General features: G+C 69.5%; 17 protein-coding genes. 9 read left to right on the forward strand and 8 right to left on the reverse strand.

What is annotated here, in order from left to right; genetic code table 11:
* The first annotated feature begins 6 nt into the window (after window positions 1-6).
* A complete protein-coding gene (locus HFGMBDPB_RS25860) occupies window positions 7-1,638 on the forward strand; it encodes a gamma-glutamyltransferase family protein (RefSeq protein WP_212646553.1) in 1,632 nt (543 codons plus the stop codon).
* A 25-nt stretch (window positions 1,639-1,663) separates the two neighbouring features.
* Here the strand turns inward: HFGMBDPB_RS25860 and HFGMBDPB_RS25865 are convergent, their stop codons facing one another.
* Together HFGMBDPB_RS25865 and HFGMBDPB_RS25870 are read right to left on the reverse strand one after the other, a co-directional pair.
* Window positions 1,664-2,659 (reverse strand): tripartite tricarboxylate transporter substrate binding protein, encoded by a 996-nt coding sequence (locus tag HFGMBDPB_RS25865; protein WP_212646554.1) that lies wholly within the window; start codon window positions 2,657-2,659, stop codon window positions 1,664-1,666.
* 26 nt (window positions 2,660-2,685) lie between these two features.
* Window positions 2,686-3,570 carry an amidohydrolase family protein gene (locus HFGMBDPB_RS25870; protein WP_212646555.1) on the reverse strand — a complete coding sequence of 295 codons (885 nt, stop codon included), beginning with the start codon at window positions 3,568-3,570 and terminating at the stop codon, window positions 2,686-2,688.
* Window positions 3,571-3,646: 76 nt separating this feature from the next.
* Here HFGMBDPB_RS25870 and HFGMBDPB_RS25875 point away from each other — a divergent pair, with 76 nt between their 5' ends.
* From HFGMBDPB_RS25875 to HFGMBDPB_RS25890, 4 genes are all read left to right on the forward strand, one after another.
* Window positions 3,647-4,618: a LysR family transcriptional regulator gene (locus tag HFGMBDPB_RS25875; RefSeq protein WP_046988493.1), complete on the forward strand. Its 972-nt coding sequence runs from the start codon at window positions 3,647-3,649 to the stop codon at window positions 4,616-4,618.
* Window positions 4,619-4,642: 24 nt separating this feature from the next.
* Window positions 4,643-4,909 carry an antitoxin gene (locus tag HFGMBDPB_RS25880; RefSeq protein ID WP_047467905.1) on the forward strand — a complete coding sequence of 89 codons (267 nt, stop codon included), beginning with the start codon at window positions 4,643-4,645 and terminating at the stop codon, window positions 4,907-4,909.
* Window positions 4,906-5,352, forward strand: a complete 447-nt coding sequence (locus tag HFGMBDPB_RS25885; RefSeq protein WP_034367439.1) for a type II toxin-antitoxin system VapC family toxin — start codon at window positions 4,906-4,908, stop codon at window positions 5,350-5,352. Before HFGMBDPB_RS25880 ends, HFGMBDPB_RS25885 begins: the two co-directional genes overlap by 4 nt.
* A gap of 63 nt (window positions 5,353-5,415) precedes the next feature.
* The gene (locus tag HFGMBDPB_RS25890) at window positions 5,416-6,621 is read left to right on the forward strand and encodes an MFS transporter (RefSeq protein ID WP_016448243.1); all 1,206 of its coding nucleotides are present in this window, start codon (window positions 5,416-5,418) and stop codon (window positions 6,619-6,621) included.
* A gap of 12 nt (window positions 6,622-6,633) precedes the next feature.
* Here the strand turns inward: HFGMBDPB_RS25890 and HFGMBDPB_RS25895 are convergent, their stop codons facing one another.
* The 4 genes from HFGMBDPB_RS25895 to HFGMBDPB_RS25910 are packed head-to-tail and all read right to left on the reverse strand — an operon-like array spanning window position 6,634 to window position 11,494.
* Window positions 6,634-7,767, reverse strand: coding sequence for an ABC transporter permease (locus HFGMBDPB_RS25895; RefSeq protein WP_097201932.1), 1,134 nt, complete (start codon window positions 7,765-7,767; stop codon window positions 6,634-6,636).
* 1 nt (window position 7,768) lies between these two features.
* Window positions 7,769-8,983, reverse strand: coding sequence for an ABC transporter permease (locus tag HFGMBDPB_RS25900; RefSeq protein WP_212646556.1), 1,215 nt, complete (start codon window positions 8,981-8,983; stop codon window positions 7,769-7,771).
* Between the two features lie 13 nt (window positions 8,984-8,996).
* Entirely contained in the window at window positions 8,997-10,046 is a 1,050-nt protein-coding gene (locus tag HFGMBDPB_RS25905; protein ID WP_016448246.1) for an HlyD family secretion protein, read from the reverse strand.
* Window positions 10,043-11,494, reverse strand: coding sequence for a TolC family protein (locus HFGMBDPB_RS25910; protein WP_070080303.1), 1,452 nt, complete (start codon window positions 11,492-11,494; stop codon window positions 10,043-10,045). Before HFGMBDPB_RS25910 ends, HFGMBDPB_RS25905 begins: the two co-directional genes overlap by 4 nt.
* A gap of 283 nt (window positions 11,495-11,777) precedes the next feature.
* Here HFGMBDPB_RS25910 and argA point away from each other — a divergent pair, with 283 nt between their 5' ends.
* The gene (gene argA / locus HFGMBDPB_RS25915) at window positions 11,778-13,124 is read left to right on the forward strand and encodes an amino-acid N-acetyltransferase (protein WP_012206372.1); all 1,347 of its coding nucleotides are present in this window, start codon (window positions 11,778-11,780) and stop codon (window positions 13,122-13,124) included.
* Window positions 13,125-13,296: 172 nt separating this feature from the next.
* Here argA and bla read toward each other — a convergent pair whose 3' ends face one another.
* The gene (bla, locus tag HFGMBDPB_RS25920) at window positions 13,297-14,208 is read right to left on the reverse strand and encodes a class A beta-lactamase (RefSeq protein ID WP_212646557.1); all 912 of its coding nucleotides are present in this window, start codon (window positions 14,206-14,208) and stop codon (window positions 13,297-13,299) included.
* A 109-nt stretch (window positions 14,209-14,317) separates the two neighbouring features.
* Here bla and HFGMBDPB_RS25925 point away from each other — a divergent pair, with 109 nt between their 5' ends.
* From HFGMBDPB_RS25925 to HFGMBDPB_RS25935, 3 genes are all read left to right on the forward strand, one after another.
* The gene (locus HFGMBDPB_RS25925) at window positions 14,318-15,175 is read left to right on the forward strand and encodes a LysR family transcriptional regulator (protein WP_012206374.1); all 858 of its coding nucleotides are present in this window, start codon (window positions 14,318-14,320) and stop codon (window positions 15,173-15,175) included.
* A gap of 93 nt (window positions 15,176-15,268) precedes the next feature.
* Window positions 15,269-15,940, forward strand: a complete 672-nt coding sequence (locus HFGMBDPB_RS25930) for a glutathione S-transferase (protein ID WP_212646558.1) — start codon at window positions 15,269-15,271, stop codon at window positions 15,938-15,940.
* 106 nt (window positions 15,941-16,046) lie between these two features.
* Complete coding sequence (locus tag HFGMBDPB_RS25935; protein WP_212646559.1) at window positions 16,047-16,694, forward strand: LysE family translocator; 648 nt, start codon at window positions 16,047-16,049, stop codon at window positions 16,692-16,694.
* Between the two features lie 35 nt (window positions 16,695-16,729).
* On the opposite strand, the gene HFGMBDPB_RS25940 is transcribed toward HFGMBDPB_RS25935, so the two are convergent.
* Window positions 16,730-17,686 (reverse strand): sugar-binding transcriptional regulator, encoded by a 957-nt coding sequence (locus HFGMBDPB_RS25940; protein ID WP_012206377.1) that lies wholly within the window; start codon window positions 17,684-17,686, stop codon window positions 16,730-16,732.
* Between the last annotated feature and the right edge of the window lie 12 nt (window positions 17,687-17,698).

A 17,698-nucleotide genomic window follows, 5' to 3' on the forward strand; every position in this document is an offset into this window, starting at 1 on the left:
TCTTTCATGCACGCCTCTTCCTCTCCCTTCACTCCCGGCAATCCCTACGACTCCAAGCGGGTGCCCGTGTTCGCGCGCAATGCCGTGTCCACTTCCCACCCGCTGGCGGCGCAGGCCGGCCTGCGCATGCTGTGGGCAGGCGGCAACGCGGTGGACGCGGCCATTGCGGCGGCGGCGGCCATGACCATCGTCGAGCCGGTGAGCAACGGCCTGGGCTCGGACGCCTTCTGCATCCTCTGGGATGGCAAGGAGCTGCACGGGCTCAACGCCAGCGGCCGCGCACCGCAGGGCTGGGCGCCCGAGTACTTCCACCAGCGCTACGGCCGCCAGGACAAGCCGCCGCGCCGGGGCGTGGACTCCATCACCGTGCCGGGCGCCGTCAGCGCCTGGGTGGCCCTGCACGAGCGCTTCGGCAAGCTGCCCTTTGACGCGCTGATGGAGCCGGCCGCCGAGATCGCCGAGCGCGGCTACCTGGTGCCGCCCGTGGTCCAGCAGAAATGGGCCGCAGGCGCGCCCGAGCTGCAATCGCAGCCGGGGTTCAGGGAAAGCTTCCTGCCCCGGGGCCGCGCGCCGGAAGTGGGCGAGCTGTTCCGCTTTCCCGCCGCAGCGCGCGCCCTGCGCGCCATTGGCGCCACGCGCGGCAAGGCCTTTTATGAAGGCGAGATTGCCCGGGCCGTGACCTCGTTCGTGCAGCAGCACGGCGGCTGCCTGGGCATGGCCGACATGGCCGCGCACGAGGTGCAATGGGTGCAGCCGCTGGCCAAGGACTATCGCGGCCACACGCTGCACGAGATCCCGCCGGGCGGGCAAGGCATTGCCGCGCAGATCGCGCTGGGCATTCTGTCCAACTTCGACCTGGCCAGCCTGCCCGTGGATGGCGTGGCCTCCCAGCATCTGCAGATCGAGGCCATGAAGCTGGCCTTTGCCGACATCTACCGCTACGTGGCCGATGCGGACATGGAGGTGACGCCCGCACAGATGCTCGACGACGCCTACCTGGCCTCGCGCGCCAGGCTCATCGATCCGCGCCGTGCGCAGGACTTCAAGGCCGGCAACCCCGTGCGCGGCGGCACCATCTACCTGACGGCGGCCGACGAGAACGGCATGATGGTCAGCTTCATCCAGAGCAACTTCTCGGGCTTTGGCTCGGGCGTGGTGGAACCGAGCTTCGGCATCAGCCTGCAAAACCGCGGCCACGGCTTCGGCACCGACCCCCAGCACCCCAACCGCGCCAACCTGGTGGGCCCGGGCAAGCGCCCCTTCCACACCATCATTCCGGCCTTCCTGACCCGCGACGGCCAGCCCGTGATGAGCTTCGGCGTCATGGGCGGCAACATGCAGCCCCAGGGCCACATGCAGACTGTGGTGCGCATGCTGGACTACCGCCAGTCGCCCCAGGCGGCCTGCGATGCGCCGCGCTGGCGCGTCAACGAAGGCCTGTCCATCAACGTGGAAGGCGGCATGGACCCGTCCACCATCGCCGGCCTGCAGGCGCTGGGCCACCAGGTGGAGGTCATCCACGACCCCTACCAGGACTTCGGCGCCGGCCAGTTCATCTGGCGCATGGGCGATCCCGCCGTGGAGGGCTACCAGATCGCCAGCGACCCGCGCCGCGACGGGCTGGCGGCCGGGTACTAGAGGAACGGAAAAATGCGCGCGGCGGCTACTCCGCGCGCAGACGCCCCTGGCGGGTCAGCCGCGCCGCCAGCGCGGCTTCTTCGCTGACCAGGCGCTGCAGCACGGCCGCGCTGGCCGGGAAGGGCTCGCTGCCCAGCTCGCGGATCAGGCGGCTGAACTCCGGGTCGGCCACAGACTGGGAGATCCAGCCATACAGGCTGTCCACGCTGGCCGTGGGCGCACCCTTGGGCGCGAACACGCCCACGAAGGTGGTGGCATCGAACACCGGCAGGCCCAGCTGGGCCAGGTCGGGCACATCGGCCAGCCCGCCCCCGGCGCGCGGCCCCAGCACGAACAGCGCGCGCAAGGCGCCGCTCTTGATATGCGGCGTGGAGCTGGTGATCTGGTCCACCACGGCATCGATCTGCCCGCCGATCAGATCGACCAGGGCCGGCCCCGATCCCTTGTAGGGCACGGGATTGACGCGCACCTTCACCGCATCTTCCAGCTGCAGCACGGCCAGGTGATTGGGCGAGCCCGGGCCGGCATGGCCCACGGTCACGCTGCCATCCCTGGCCTTCATCGCCTTGATGAAATCGGCAGCGGTCTTGAAGCGCGCGTCGTTGGCGCGCACCACCACGACCACGGGCGTGCGGCTGACCACGGCAATGGGCGCAAAGCTGTCGGCGCGGTAGGGCAGCTTGATCATCTCGGGCAAGGTGCCCAACTGGCCCGGCGTGGCCACCAGCAGCGTATGCCCGTCCGGCTCGGCGCGCGCCACCCAGCCCGAGCCCACGGCACCACCGCCGCCCGCACGGTTGTCCACGATCACGGACTGCCCCGCATGCCGGGCCAGCGGAATGCCCAGCGTGCGGGCCACGATGTCCACGTTGCCGCCCGGCGCAAAGGGCACGACCAGCGTGAGCGGCTTGGCGGGAAATGCGCGCGCCTGCACTGCCGATGCAGCCGATGCCGCAGCCAGCGCCGCGAAAGATACCGCCGTGCGGATAAAGCCTCTGCGGTCCGATGTGATTCGATTCATTTTCTCTGTCTCCTGCTATTTGAAAATCAATGACCCCAATACAGGCACGCGGGGTTATCGACCAATACCGTGTGCCTGTGTTCCTCTGGAACCCAATCCACCAGTGCCTGCGCCAATTCGCCAGCGGAATTCGAACGGGCCTTTATTCCGGGATGCGGCCAGTCCGACCCCCATACGATCCGGTGCGGATTGGCCTGCACCAGGGCATGTGCAATGGGAGTCACGGCCGGGTCCACGGCCGATGCCGTTGCCGATATCCGGTAGGCGCCCGAGAACTTCACCCAGGCCCGCCCTTCCTTCATCAGCGCCTGCAGGTTGCAGCTGCCCGGCCCGCCGGCGCCCAGCTGGCGCGACGGGTGGCCGAAGTGATCCACCACCACGGCCACGCCCATGTCGGCCACGCGCTGCGCCAGGCCAGGGTCGTCATCCACATTCACCAGCAACTGCATGTGCCAGCCCAGGCCCCGGATGCGGTCGGCCACGGCCCGCAGGCTGGAGACGGAGACCCCGCCCGAAAACAGCGCATTGCACCGAGCGCCGCGCACGCCCAGGGCGTGCAGCGCTTCGATCTCCGCATCCGGCGTGTCCTCGTAGATCACGGCCACGCCACGCATGCGGCCCGCTTCGGCATGGCGCAGCGTCTGCTTGAGAAGGCCGTGGTCGCGGCCATACACGCTGGGCTGGACCAGAACGCAGCGGGCCACGCCCAATGGGCGAAAGGCTTTCCAATAATCGTCCATGGACGCGACAGCCGGCGTATAGGCGCGTTCCGCAATCAACGGAAAATCATCGGAACGACCAAATACATGGAAATGGGTATCACAGGAATTTTCTGGAAACAGATATTGTTCCGTTGGATTTTCGACTGCGTCGCAATCAACGGCACAGCGGTTGAAACTGGGTGAATTCATGGGCATTCATTTCAAAGCTGGTGCATTGTCGTGACGCACGTAAAATTCAGTCAAGCTCATCTTTGTCATCATCAAAATGAACAGCATTCAACATGCAGACGGCGCGCCTCGGGCCCCGGTCAACCTGCGCAGCATCGACCTCAACCTGCTGGTGATCTTCGAGGCCCTGGTGGAGGAACGCAGCGTGGGCAAGGCCGCCGCGCGGCTGGGCATCACCTCCTCGGCCGTCAGCCATGCGCTGCGCCGGCTGCGCACCCAGTTCAACGACCCGCTGCTGCTGCGCACGGCCGAAGGCATGTCGCCCACGCCCGAGGCCGTGCGCCTGGCGCGCAGCTTCCGCAAGGCCTTCAGCGAGATCGAAAGCGCCATCGAGGTCAGCAAGGGCTTCGATCCGGCCACGGCGCGGCGCAATTTCCACCTGCGCCTGTCCGACTACGTGGGCGTGCTGCTGCTCCCGCAGCTGTGCATCCATCTGCGTGCGGTGGCGCCGGGCATCAGCCTGTCGGTGCAGTCCTTCGACGGCCGCCAGCCCTCGGACCGCGTCGAGTACGAAGGCGTGGAAATCCGCCTTTCCGTCTCGCGCGGGCGCTCGGTGCTGTCGGCGTCACGCCGCCTGCTGGACGACCAGTGGATGGTGCTGATGCGCAAGGACCATCCGGCCGCCGCCTCCCCGCTCACCCTGGAAAAATACCTGGAGCAAGGCCACCTGAAGGTCACGGGCGTGGGCAGCAGCATCGTGGATGAACTCCTGGCCGAGCGCGGGCTGGCGCGGCGCGTGATGTTCCAGGTGCCCACTTGGCTGGGCATGGTGCCCGTCATCGAATCCACCGACCTGGTGGCCGCCATGCCCGCGCACTGGATGCACAGCGTGCTGTCCGGCTCCAACTGCGTGGCGCGCCCCATGCCCCTGCCCGAGCTGGCCCTGTCCATCGACGCCGTCTGGCATCCGCGCAACGACCATGACGCGGGGCACAAATGGTTCAGGGAGCTGATCCACCAGATCTTTCAGGAGGCGTACAGCAAGTCACAGCGCGGATATATACTTTGATACATACCAGCAGGAGGAATCACCGTGACGCAGACTGCCAAGCTTTTCACCACCGGTCGCAGCCAGGCCGTGCGCCTTCCCTATGAATTCCGGTTCGAGGAAAAAGAGGTCTACATACGTCGCGACCCCATCACGGGCGACGTGATCCTGTCGCGCCGTCCCGACTCATGGCAAGAGTTCTTTGCGCTCGACGCCACCACCGACGTGCCGGCCGATTTCATGGACACCGCTGACCGAGCGCAGCCAGAGTCAGGCCGCGATCCGTTTGCCGACGAAGGCAGTACGCGATGACACGCTACCTGCTGGACACCAACATCGCCAGCCACATCATCAAAGGCGATATCCCTGCCGTGCGCGAACAGCTGGTTCGCGTACCCATGCACCAGATCGCAGTGTCGGCGGTCACGCAGGCCGAACTGATGTACGGGGTCGCCAAGCGCGGCCACCCTGCCGGGCTGTCGCTGCGGGTGACAGGGTTCCTGGCCCGCGTCGAGGTGCTGCCCTGGACGGCCCAGGTGGCCGATGCCTACGGCCACCTGCGCGCCGCCTGCGAGGCGGCCGGCATCACGCTGGCCTCCATGGACATGATGATTGCCGCGCACGCCCTGCTCCTGCAGCAGCAGGCCGCGCAGGCCGGCGAGCGCTCGGTACTGGTCACAAGAGACCGGGTGTTCAGCCGCATTCCCGAACCCGGACTGGCCATCGCGGACTGGACGACCGGCCCGGCTGGCTGAATCGGCGCTTAACCCAGCCCTCATGCTTTTCGGTGAAGATGCGGTCTTTCCGCCGCACAAGCCATGACACCAGAACAACATACTCCAGCGCTGCAGCGCCGCAACCTCGGCCTGCTCGTGGCCGCGCAATCGCTGGGGGGCGCGTCGCCGCCCATCATCATTTCGCTGGGCGGCCTGGTCGGCCAGCAGCTGTCCACCAATCCCACGGCCACCACGCTGCCGGTCAGCATCTACCAGCTGGGCCTGGCGCTGTCCACGCTGCCCGCGGCCTGGCTGATGCAGCGCATGGGGCGGCGCACGGCCTATGTGCTGGGTGCCATCCTGGGCGTGGTCTCGGGCGTGATCGCGGCCCAGGGCATTGCGCACTCCGATTTCGTGACCTTCTGCATCGGCACGGCGCTGGCGGGCTTTTACGCGGCCTGCGTGCAGAGCTACCGCTTCGCGGCCACCGACGCCATGACCGACCCCGCCGAGCAGGCGCGCGCCATCTCGCGCGTGATGATCGGCGGGCTGATCGCGGCCATCATCGGCCCGCAGGTGGTGATCTGGACGCGCGACGCCCTGCCCATGACGCCGTTCGCTGGCAGCTTCTACAGCCAGGCCGTTCTCGCCCTGCTGGCCCTGCCGCTGCTGCTGGGCCTGAAGCTGCCGCCGCCCCAGGCCCGCGCCGTGGCGGGCGAGGCCCGGCCGCTGGCCGAGATTGCGCGCACACCGCAGTTCATCGTGGCGGCTTCGGCCGGCGTGGTCAGCTACGGCCTCATGGCCTTTCTGATGACGGCCGCGCCCATGGCCATGGTGGGCTGCGGCCACACGGTGGGCGAGGCGGCGCTGGGCATCCAGTGGCATGTGCTGGCCATGTTCGCACCCAGCTTCTTCACGGGCCGGCTGATCGCGCGCTTTGGCAAGCGCCGCATCACGGCGCTGGGGCTGGTGATGATCGCGGCCTCGGCCCTGATGGCGTTGATGGGGCTGGAGCTGCTGCACTTCTGGGGCTCCCTGGTGCTGCTGGGCGTGGGCTGGAACTTCGGCTTCATCGGCGCCACGGCCATGGTCACCGAGTGCTACCGCCCTGCCGAGCGCGCCAAGGTGCAGGCGCTCAATGACTTCCTGGTCTTCGGCACCGTGGCCGTGGCCTCGTTCGGCTCGGGCCAGTTGCTGCACACGGCCGGCTGGGACGGCATCAACACCTGGCTGCTGCCCATCGTGGGCGTGGTGCTGCTGATGCTGGCCATGCAGGGACGGGGTCGCGGCGCGGGCGCGCCGGCCTGAAGCCCCGACCGGTCAATCGCCAGGGTCCGCACGGCGGCTGCCCAGCCAGAGAACGGCCACCCAGCCCAGCAGCGCCAGGGCCAGCAGCACGGACAGATGCCATAGCGCCGCCTCCAGCGGCGCGCCGGCCTGGTTCAGTCGCAGCGAGGCCTGGATGGCCGCCGTGCTGGGCGACAGCCAGCGCAGCGCCTGCAGCAGTTGCGGCAGGGCCTCGGCCGGCCAGCTGAAGCCGCCGACGAAGGCCAGCGGGATGGAGGTAAACAGCACCACCTGCATGGCGCGCTCGCGGTTGGCCAGCCACCAGCCCAGCAGCGCCGCCGCTCCCGCCACAGCCGGGACGAAGACGGCCAGCAGTGCCAGCGCGCCCCAGGGATTGCCGCCGCGCGGATAGTCGTGCCAGACGAAGATCCAGCCGAAGTAGTACAGGCCCGAGAGCCAGCCCAGCGTGCACAGCGCCAGCAGCCGCGCCAGCCAGGTGCGTGCCGGCGCCCGGTCCAACCCCTGCTCGCGCCAGGTTCCCACCAGCAGCGCGCCGCCCATGAGCAGTGTCTGCTGCAGGATGATGATGGCCACGGCGGCGACGACGAAGCTGCCGTAGCCTTCCGTCGGATTGAACAGGGCCTGCATCTGCAGGTTGACGGGCGAGCGGCTGGCCTGGGCCTGCAATGCGCTCTGTCCGCCGGCCGTCAGCCGCCGCAGCTCCACGCCTGCCGAGACCGTGCCAAAGGCCTCGGCAAAGCCGTACTGCACCTGCTTGGCGGCCAGCGGGTAGGCACCGTTGGCATAGACGGGGACCACGGCCTCTTCGCTGCGCACCACGCGGCGCTTGAGGTCGCGCGGCAGCAGCGCGTAGCCCATGACGCGGCCATCCAGCAGGGCCTGCTGCGCCTGGGCCTCGTCGCCCGTGACCAGGGTCACCTCGATGCGCGGGCTGGCCTGGGCAAAGCGCAGCATCTGGCGCGCCAGGCCGCTGCCGTCGTGCTGCACCACGGCCACGGGCACGCGCTGCACGACCTCCTGCCCATAGAACCAGGGATAGAAGAAGCCGTAGAGCACGGGTGCGCCCACCAGCAGCATGAGCACGCCCACGTCGCCGAACACGGCACGCAGGGCGCTGATGAAGTCTTGCGCAAAGCCCCTGGCCATCTCAGCGCCCTCCCCATTTGTCGGGGCGGGAAAGGCCGCGCGCCAGGCCTGCCGTGGCCAGCAGCAGCAACACCAGCGCGGCCAGCAGCAGTCCGGCCACCACGGGCAGGCTCTGCACGATGGGCGCGCCCATCTGCAGCTGCTCTATCTGCAGCCGCGCATAGTGGGTATAGGGCATGGACAGGGCCCAGGCACGTGCCGAATCCGGCATGGCCAGCAGCGGAAAGCCCACGCCGCTGAACGCAAAGGCCGGCGCCGACAGCAGGCCCGCCCCCGAAAGCGCCGTGCGCAGCGACAGCGTGAGCGCCGCCAGCAGCGCCCCCGCCGCCAGGCTCACGGCGATCAGCAGCAGCAGGGCCAGCGCCACCCAGGCCAGGCTGGCAGCGCCCTGCCCCGGATGCCAGCCCCGTCCGGCCGTGAGCCACAGCATGGCCAGCGTACCGCCCAGGCCCAGGCTGGCCCAGGACAGCGCCAGCTTGCCCGCCAAGGCGCCCGCAATGGCGCTCCAGCCGGGCTTTCCCGGGCCCGCAGCCTCGGCCATCCACTGGCCCAGCGTGCGGTCGCGCAGCTCGCGCCCCACGGACCAGGCGCCGGCCGTCATGCCCAGGATGTGCAGCAGCGCGGGAATCAGCGCCGCCGCCAGGAACTGCTCGTAATTGGTGGAGATGTTGAACAGCGACACCAGGTTGGTGCGTATGGGCTCCATGCGCACGCGCAGCGCCTGGGCCGGGTCGCCGCGCTTGGCACGGGCCTGCATTTCCACGCCGGCCGACAGCGTTCCCACCACCTGGCGCAGGTCGCGCTGGATCAGGCTGGAATGCGTGGCCAGCTGGGCGTTGTGCATGAGCACCACGTCGGCCCCCTGGCCCCGCTTGATGTCGCGCGCAAAGCCGGGCGGGATCTGCACCACGGCGTAGGCATTCATGGACTGCAGCGCCCATTGCGCCTCCGAGGCATTGAGCGCCTGCGACTGCACGGCCAGGCCCGGCGTGGCGTCCAGCATGCGCACCAGCTGGCGCGACAGGGCGCTGTGGTCCTGGTCCCAGACGGCGACGGGCAGACGCTGGACCAGGCCTGCCGAGAAGATCCAGACCATGAGCAGCAGCGCCAGCAGCGGCACCCAGCTGACCATGGCCAGGTCCCAGGGCCGCCCGCGCAGCAGACGCCATTCGCGCCGCAGGCTGGCGGCAAAGGCCATGGGCGGGTTCGCGCTCACTGCCGCCGGCCGCTCAACGGCCGCCTTCCACGACCACGCTCATGCCGGGCCGCGCGCCTGCAATGGGCTGCTGCGGCCGCGCGCGGACCTCGAAGGTGCGCGCATCGAAGCCTTGGCCGGCGCGCGTGGCGCGCCAGGTGGCGAAGTCGGGCAGCACACCCAGGTAGTAGACCTCGAAGCCGGCCTCGCGGTTGTCCAGGCCCGGCAGGCGGCCGGTGAAACGGCTGCCCTGGGCAAAGCGTGCAAGCTGGTCCTCGCGCACATTGAGCACCACCCACTGGTCGGCCAGGTCCACCACGGTGACCACGGCCACGCCCTGCGGGGACAGCTCGCCCTGGCGGGCCAGCACCTGGACCACCTCGCCGCCCACGGGGCTGCGCAGCTCGGTCTCGGCACGCGCGGCCTCCACCTCGGCGACCACGCCCTGCACCTGGCGTGCCTGGGCCTGGGCGGCACTGCGATCCTCCTGGCGCGCGCCCGAAGCCGCCATTTCATACTGCGCGCGCGCAGCCAGCGCCTGGTCGCGCGAGGCACGCCAGTTGGCATCGGCTTCATCGCGTTTCTGGGCCGCAACCAGTCCCTGGTCGAAGAGGCTTTGCACGCGGCGCAGCGAGGTCTGGGCCAGGTCGGCGGCCGTCTGGGCGCGCTGCCAGTTCAGGCGCGCCATCTGCACTTCCTGCGGGCGGGCGCCGGCCTGCGCCTTGTCGGCCTGGGCCTGGGCGGCATCGCGGGCTGCCTCGGCCTGGGCCAGCTTGGCGCGCACCTCGGGGCTGTCCATCTCCACCAGCAGATCGCCGGGCTGGATCTTCTGGCCTTCGGTGACCCGCACCTTGGCGATGCGCGCCGTGACCTTGGGCGCGATGTCGGTCTCGCGAGCCTCCATCTGGCCCTGGAAATACAGGGGGGCGGGCTGCGCCGCACGCCAAAAGCCCCAGGCCACGAGCAGCAGCACGGCCAGCACGATGGCCAGGGCCAGCCAGGGGCGCCTGCGCCCCGGCGGCACGGGCGCGGGGCCGGGTGCTTCGGTGGCGCTGCGGGGATGGTCGGGCGTGGCTGTGCTCATGGTGCGTCGGGTGGGATCTGTATGTCGGCCTGGGCCATGAATCGGTCGAATTCCTCGCTCTGGCCCGTGCTCTCCAGCAGTGCGGCCAGGGCCTGCACATACTGGTTGGCCAGTTCGGCACGCTGGGTCTGGACCTTGGCGAGATTGAGGCTGGCATCGATCAGGTCCAGCGTGGTGCTGGTGCCTTCCCGCAGGCCGGCCTCGCGCAGCCGCAGCAGCTCGCGCGCAAGATCCTCCTGGGCCTGCTGGGCCTGGTACTGGCGGCGTGCCTGCTCCACGCCCAGCCAGTTCTTCTCGACCAGCAGCGCAATGTCGCTGAGCGCCTGGGCTTGGGTCAGCTCGGCCTGCTCGATCTTGCGCTGCGAGGAGGCGGCCAGCGCATCGCGGTCGATGCTGTCCCACAGCGTCCAGCGCACGGCCACGCCTGCCACCCAGTTGGGCTTGCCGCTGGTGTTGACCTCGCGCGAACCGAAGGCCAGCAGCTGCGGCCGGCGCAGCGCCTCCTGGGCGTCGTGCAGGGACTCGGCCTGGCGCTTCTTGGCCTGGACCTTGTCCAGACCCGGATGGTGCGACTGGGCCGCGGTGACGAAGCCGTCCAGCGGCGGCAAAGGCCGGCTGCTGACGAACAGCGGCGTGCTGGGCAGCACCTGCCGCTGCGCCTTGACCGTGCGCGCCAGCGCCGCTGCGGCCAGGTCTGCGTCGTCGCGCGATTTGCGCGCCTGCTGCTCGGCGTCGGCCAGCGCGGCACGGGCCTGCAGGCGCTCCAGCCGGGAGATCACGCCCGCCTTGAGCATGCTTTGCGCGGCCGCGTCATGCACGCGCACGCCCTCAAGCGCACGCTCGCGCAGCCGTGCGGCCCGCTCGGCCAGCTGGGCGCCGAAGTAGCGCTGCACCAGCAGCGAATGCAGGGCGTGGCTGCTGCTGGCCGCATCGGCCAGGGCTTCGTCGGTGGCAGCGTCCAGGCCACTGCGCACCGCATCGGACAGGCCGCCCAGGTACAGCGGCCAGACCAGGGACAGGCTGGCCGAGGCGTTCGTGCTCTTGCGCTGCAAGGCATAGGAGGTGGGCAGTTGCGGCAGCGAGGGAATGGCCGGCCCCACCGAGGGCGGCAGCTGGCTGAGGACGCCGTCCAGGGTGCGCCGCGCAGGATCGAGATCGATGTCGGCATTGGCCGAGTAGCGGTAGCCCAGGCCCGTGATGGCCACGGAAGGCCCGCCCAGCCCCTGCGTACCCTGGCGTCTGAGCCGCGCGCTTTCCACGGCCTTGGCCGAGGCGGCCAGCTGGTCGGAGCCCTGCAGCAGCGCCTGGCGGGCCTGCACGAAGCTCATCGCGGCGGCAGCCTGGGAGGCCGGAGCCTCCCCTGCAGCCTGGGCCGCCCCTGCGACCATGCCCAGCGCCGCCAGCCACGGCACAAGGCGCGCGGGCCGCGCAAGCAACGGAAAAAACATGGAAGCGCTCAATGGCATGAATGGGGGCGCCTTGCGTGGTTCACCGATGGTGGCGAAGCTTACACGGGCTTGCAGGCGGGCCCCCGTCGGACAAGGTCCTGTGCCTTGTGCCCCCGGCACTGTGCAGCAGGGTCGATTTGCCTGGCGTTCCATTCCATTTCTGCGCGCAGGTGCCGCGCCATGCCGCTACACTGGCGCCTGCCTGCGCGAGCATGTCCTGGCGGACCTGTCCGCAGGCCTTTTTTTTCTGCCCGGCATCGGCCCGATGCCCCGACTGACCACCATGTCCACCGTCTTCAACTTCACCTTCGTCCCCTGGTTCCGGTCCGTGGCTCCCTATATCCACAAGTTCCGACACCAGACCTTTGTGGTGGGACTGACGGGCGAGGCCATCGCATCGGGCAAGCTCAGCTCCATCGTCCAGGACCTGGCCATGATCCAGGCCATGGGCGTGAAGATCGTGCTGGTCCATGGCTTCCGTCCCCAGGTCAACGAGCAGCTTGCCGCCAAGGGCCATGAGGCCCAGTACTCGCGCGGCGTGCGCATCACCGACTCCGTGGCGCTGGACTGCGCCCAGGAAGCCGCCGGCCAGTTGCGCTACGAGATCGAGGCCGCCTTCAGCCAAGGCCTGCCCAATACGCCCATGGCCGGCGCGCGGGTGCGGGTGATCTCGGGCAACTTCCTCACGGCGCGGCCCGTGGGCATCGTGGACGGCGTGGATTTCAAGCATTCGGGCCTGGTGCGCAAGGTCGATGTCAGCGGCATCCGCAGCGCCCTGGACATGGATGCCATGGTGCTGATGTCGCCCTTCGGCTTCTCGCCCACCGGCGAGGCCTTCAACCTGAGCATGGAAGAGGTGGCCACGCGCGTGGCCATCGAGCTGAAGGCCGACAAGCTGATCTTCATGACCGAGGTGCCGGGCATCCGCATGGACCCCACGGGCCCGGCCGACGAGACCAACCCCATCGACACCGAGCTGCCGCTGGCAACGGCCCGCCGCATGCTGGCCGAGCTGCCCACGCCCGAGCAGCCCACGGACACGGGCTTTTACCTGCAGCACTGCGTGCATGCCTGCGAGCACGGCGTGGAGCGCAGCCACATCCTGCCCTTCGCTATCGACGGCGCGCTGCTGCTGGAGATCTATGTGCACGATGGCATTGGCACCATGATCATCGACGAGAAGCTGGAAGAGCTGCGCGAGGCCACGCCCGACGACGTGGCCGGCATCATCCAGCTGATCGAGCCCTTCGAGAAGGACGGCACCCTGGTCAAGCGCAGCCGCACCGAGATCGAGCGCGACATCGCCCACTACACCATCATCGAACACGATGGCGTGATCTTCGGCTGCGCCGCGCTCTACCCCTATCCCAGCGCCAGGACGGCCGAGATGGCGGCCGTCACCGTCTCGCCCAAGAGCCAGGGCACGGGCGACGGCGAGAAGCTGCTCAAGCGCATAGAGCAGCGCGCCAAGGCCCAGGGCCTGGACAGCCTGTTCGTGCTGACCACGCGCACCATGCACTGGTTCATCAAGCGCGGCTTCCAGCCCGTGGACCCCGACTGGCTGCCCGAGGCGCGCAAGGCCAAGTACAACTGGGACCGCAAAAGTCAGGTCCTGGTCAAGAAGTTGTAACCCCCTGAGGCGCTGTGCGCCTTCCCCCTCACGAGGGGGGCATACGGGCGGCCAGCGACACCCTAGGTGCGGGGGCGGCGCGGCCGGCCCAGGCCCTTCCTCGGTGTCTCTCGTCTTCAGGCCGCGCCAACTTTTTTGAAATCGCCCAAATCAAGCGACATGGTGGCGCAACTCAGCCTTGCACTGCTGCCTGCCAGCGTGCGGCCGCCTTGCCGGCCGCTGCCAGCGCCGCATCGCGCTGCGGCGCGTCGGCCGGGCATTCGGTGAGGTAGCCCGTCACCAGCAGCGGTGCGCTTTGCGGCGTGGGCCAGGCGATGACGGCATCGTTGGCCGTGCCGCGATCGCCGGTGCCCGTCTTTCCACCCACGCGCCAGCCGGCCGGCATGCCCGCGCGCAGGCGCTTGTCGCCCGTGCGGCTGGCCACCAGCCATTGCTGCAGCAGCGCGCGGCCATGGCCGTCCAGCACCGATCCCAGCAGCAGGCGTTGCATGCTTTGCACCATGGCCAGGGGCGTGGTGGTGTCGCGCTCGTCGCCGGGCAGGCCTTCGTTGAGCTCGGGCTCCATGCGGTCCAGGCGCGTGGTCTCGTCGCCGCTGGCGCGCAGCCACTGCGTCAGCGCCTGCGGGCCGCCGCTGGCGTCCAGCAGCAGGTTGGCGGCCGTGTTGTCGCTGAGCACCACGGCGGCCTCGCACAGCTCGGAGATGGTCATGCCGCCGCCATCGCCGGCACGCGGGCCGCTGGCCGGCGAGTAGGGAACCAGCCGGGAGCTGGCGTAGCGCACGCGGCGCGACAGGCGCTCATCGCCCTGCTGCACGCGGTCCAACACCTGGGCGGCCAGCAGCAGCTTGAAGGTGCTGCACATGACAAAGCGCTCGTCGCCGCGGTGGTCCACGCTGGCGCCCGACTCCACCTCCAGCACGGCCACGCCGAGCCGGCCGCCCACACTTTTCTCGATGCGCGCCAGCTCGGTCCTGAAGGCCTGGTCGGCAGCCCCCTGTTTTTTTGATGGCAGGGCGCAGCCGGCCAGCCCGGCCGCCATCCAGGCGGCCGCGCCGCCCGTCATCAGAAAATCGCGTCTTTGCATTGTTTTTCCTTTTCAGTTGCAGATCGACAACCGCAACGATAGCGCCGCGCCCAATCTGCGACCAGCGTGAATAATTGGCAGCATCCCTTAGAAAAACTATTGGCTCACCATGCAACTGCCCCTCAATGCCCTGCGCATGTTCGACGCGGCCGCGCGCCATCTCAACCTGACGCGGGCGGCCGACGAGCTGTGCGTGACCCAGGCCGCCGTCAGCCAGCACATCCGCAACCTGGAGGAGCGCCTGGGCAAGCCGCTGTTCCGGCGCCTGCCGCGCGGCCTGGCGCTGACCGACGAAGGCCATGCGCTGTGGCCTGCCGTGGCCGAGAGCTTTGCGCGCATAGAGCATTCGCTGCAGCAGGTGGCCGAACCGCGCCCGCGCGAGGTCCTCACCGTGGGCGTGGTCGGCACCTTCGCCATCGGCTGGCTGATTCCCAGGCTGGGACAGTTCCAGCAGCAGCACCCCTACATCGACCTGCGACTGCTCACGCACAACAACCGCGTGGACCTGGCCGGCGAAGGGCTGGATGCGGCCGTGCGCTTCGGCGACGGCGCCTGGCAGGGCACGCGCGCCGAGCTGCTGCTGCGCGCGCCGCTGACGCCCATGTGCACCCCGGCCCTGGCCCAGCGCCTGCGCCAGCCGGCCGACCTGGCCGGGCAGACGCTGCTGCGCTCGTACCGCCTGCAGGAGTGGGAGAGCTGGTTTGCCACGCTGGACCAGAGCGCGCCGCTGGCGCGCGGGGCCATGTTCGACTCCTCGCTGACGCTGGCCGAGGCGGCCGCCCAGGGCGCGGGCGTGGCCCTGCTGCCGGCGCGCATGTTCCAGCACCTGCTGCAGCAGGGCCGGCTGGTGCGCCCCTTCGAGCAGGAGGTGGACACGGGCGCCTACTGGCTGACCCACCTGCGCTCGCGCGCACCCAGTGCGGCGCTCAAGACCTTCAGGCAATGGCTGCTGGCGCAGTTGCAATAGCCACGGACGCCCGCGGCAAGACCCGCAGGCCGCCCGACTTTGGCCCCGGCGCTATCATCTGCCGCTTTTGGCCCCTAGCCCCGTTCCCGCTCCATGACCCAGACCCTGCCGGTTCTCTACTCGTTTCGCCGCTGCCCCTACGCCATCCGCGCCCGCCTGGCGCTGGCCCATGCCGGCCTGGCCTGCGAGCTGCGCGAAATCAACCTGCGCAACAAGCCGCAGGCGCTGCTCGACGCTTCGCCCAAGGGCACGGTGCCCGTGCTGGTGCTGGAGGACGGCCGCGTGATCGAGCAGAGCCTGGATGTCATGCTGCACGCGCTGCGCGCCAATGACCCGGACGGCTGGCTGGCACCGACCAGCGGCTCGCTGCCGGACATGCTGGCGCTGATCGAGCGCAACGACGGCTTTTTCAAGCACGCCCTCGACCGCTGCAAGTACCCCGAGCGCTATACGGCCGAAGATGTCAACCACGCCCAGGCCGATGCCCTGACCTGGCTGGCCGAGCTGGACGACCAGCTGGAGGCCACCGGCTACCTGTTCGGCCAGAACCCCAGCCTGGCCGACATGGCGCTGCGCCCCTTCGTGCGCCAGTACGCGCGCATCGACGAGTCGCAATGGAACGAGCAGCCCTGGCCGCACCTGCAGGCCTGGCTGCAGCGCTGGATCGACTCGGCCCTGTTCGCCGAAGTGATGGAAACCTACCCGGGCTGGGTGCCCGGCACGCACGGCCCGGTCTTTGCCGCCGGAGGCGTGGGCAGCGACTGACGCCTGCCCGCCCCGTGTGCCCTGCCCCGGGTCGGCAGGGGCTGCGCACGGCAGGCAAAGCTGGCACAGTGGCAGGCTGTTGCCAACCGCATGAGCCTTCGCCGACATGACCCTCGCCACCCTGCTCGTCTTCTCCCTGGTCGCGCTGATCGCGATCATCACCCCCGGCCCCACCGTGCTGCTGGCCCTGGCCAATGGCTCGCGCCACGGCGTGCGCCGCGCCCTGCCGGGCATGCTGGGCGCCGTGCTGTCGGACTTCGTGCTGGTCGGCGCGGTCGCGCTGGGCCTGGGCGCGCTGCTGGCGGCCTCGGAGTTCTGGTTCTCGGTAGTCAAGTGGGCGGGAGCGGCGTACCTGGCCTGGCTGGGCCTGCGCATGCTGCGCAGCCAGGGCGGATCGCTGTCGGCACCCCAGGGTGACGGCAAGGCAGAGGTCGGCACCGACGGCTACAGCGCCCGCACCGTGCTGCTCAAGTCGTTCCTGGTCGCCGTGACCAATCCCAAGGGCTACCTGTTCTGCTCGGCCCTGCTGCCCCAGTTCATCGACCCGGCGGCCGCCCAGGCGCCGCAGTACATCGCCATTGCGCTGGTGTTCGCGCTCATCGATTTCCTGGTGATGCTGGCCTATGCCTTCGCCGGATCACGCGCGGCGCGGCTGCTGCGCGGGCGGGCCGTGATGTGGCTGGACCGCCTGTGCGGCGGCATGCTGCTGGCGCTGGCAGGCTCGCTGGCCTTCTACCGCCGCGCGTCGAACTAGGCGCGCCGCCCAAGAGCCGCGCCTCCCCCGCTGCGTCAGCGCGTCGTCCCCATGACATCGTCCAGCTGCAGCACGGCCGCCGCGTTGGCCGTGGTGGTGGCAAGGGTGTCGATGGCGCCGGTGCGCAGGGCGCCCAGGATGGCCGTGACCTTGCTGGATTCGGCCGCCACGGCGATGACGTTGGGTATGCGCAGCAGGTCCTCGCGGCTCAGGCCGATGACGCGGTCCTGCATGGGGGTTGCGGCCGGCTGGCCGTGGATGTCGATGAAGTCGTAGCCCATCATGTCGCCCACCGTGCCCGCGCGGCGGGCGTCCGAGATCTCCTGCGCGGAAAACCAGCCCATGCGGGCCATGTTGCTGTCCACGCTGACATCGCCCACGCCGATGAGGGCGATGTCGGCGCGGCGCGCCTTGTCCAGGGTGTGCCTGACGGTGTCGTTGTCCAGCAGCGCCTTGCGCAGTTGCGGATCGCCCACCAGGGCCGGCGCATAGAGCGATTCGGACTTGCCGCCAAAGCGCGCGGCCAGGCGGCGCGCGATGTGGTCGGCGTTCATCGCCTCCCCGCCGCGGTAGGAGCCGCCGATGGCGCTGACGAAGTGGCATTCCCGCCGTGTGGCGGACAAGGCGTGCTCGGAGACCGAGGACACGTTGCGCCCCATGCCCACGGCCACGATGGAGCCATCGACCAGGATGCGCTCCAGCTCGCTGGCCACCAGCCCTGCCAGCAGTTCGCGCTGCCGGTCGGCATCCTTGTGGTCCACCGCGATCAGCGCGCGCTTGATGTGAAAGCGCTCGGTCAACTGCCGCTCCAGGTCGGCGGAAACCAGCGAATGCGGCCGCACGCGGATCTCGACAATGCCCTCTTCCTGCGCCCGGCGCAGCAGCCGCCCGACGGTGGCGCGCGAGATGCCGAACTCCTTGGACAGTTGGTCCTGCGTGCATCCATCGACGTAGTACAGGGTCGCCAGTCGCGTCAGGTCGCTTTCAGTCAAGGGTGCCTCCAA

Origin of the sequence: Delftia sp. PE138 (assembly GCF_018320755.1) — a bacterium.
GTDB lineage: Bacteria > Pseudomonadota > Gammaproteobacteria > Burkholderiales > Burkholderiaceae_C > Comamonas > Comamonas tsuruhatensis.

Excerpts from the sequence above, each read along its gene's own strand:
- bla (WP_212646557.1), bottom strand. The coding sequence starts at position 14,208 with ATGCAAAGACGCGATTTTCTGATGACGGGCGGCGCGGCCGCCTGGATG.
- HFGMBDPB_RS25895 (WP_097201932.1), bottom strand. The coding sequence starts at position 7,767 with ATGGCCAGGGGCTTTGCGCAAGACTTCATCAGCGCCCTGCGTGCCGTG.
- HFGMBDPB_RS25930 (WP_212646558.1), top strand. The coding sequence starts at position 15,269 with ATGACCCAGACCCTGCCGGTTCTCTACTCGTTTCGCCGCTGCCCCTAC.
- HFGMBDPB_RS25885 (WP_034367439.1), top strand. The coding sequence starts at position 4,906 with ATGACACGCTACCTGCTGGACACCAACATCGCCAGCCACATCATCAAA.
- argA (WP_012206372.1), top strand. The coding sequence starts at position 11,778 with ATGTCCACCGTCTTCAACTTCACCTTCGTCCCCTGGTTCCGGTCCGTG.
- HFGMBDPB_RS25860 (WP_212646553.1), top strand. The coding sequence starts at position 7 with ATGCACGCCTCTTCCTCTCCCTTCACTCCCGGCAATCCCTACGACTCC.
- HFGMBDPB_RS25890 (WP_016448243.1), top strand. The coding sequence starts at position 5,416 with ATGACACCAGAACAACATACTCCAGCGCTGCAGCGCCGCAACCTCGGC.
- HFGMBDPB_RS25935 (WP_212646559.1), top strand. The coding sequence starts at position 16,047 with ATGACCCTCGCCACCCTGCTCGTCTTCTCCCTGGTCGCGCTGATCGCG.
- HFGMBDPB_RS25875 (WP_046988493.1), top strand. The coding sequence starts at position 3,647 with ATGAACAGCATTCAACATGCAGACGGCGCGCCTCGGGCCCCGGTCAAC.
- HFGMBDPB_RS25910 (WP_070080303.1), bottom strand. The coding sequence starts at position 11,494 with ATGTTTTTTCCGTTGCTTGCGCGGCCCGCGCGCCTTGTGCCGTGGCTG.
- HFGMBDPB_RS25865 (WP_212646554.1), bottom strand. The coding sequence starts at position 2,659 with ATGAATCGAATCACATCGGACCGCAGAGGCTTTATCCGCACGGCGGTA.
- HFGMBDPB_RS25905 (WP_016448246.1), bottom strand. The coding sequence starts at position 10,046 with ATGAGCACAGCCACGCCCGACCATCCCCGCAGCGCCACCGAAGCACCC.
- HFGMBDPB_RS25870 (WP_212646555.1), bottom strand. The coding sequence starts at position 3,570 with ATGAATTCACCCAGTTTCAACCGCTGTGCCGTTGATTGCGACGCAGTC.
- HFGMBDPB_RS25925 (WP_012206374.1), top strand. The coding sequence starts at position 14,318 with ATGCAACTGCCCCTCAATGCCCTGCGCATGTTCGACGCGGCCGCGCGC.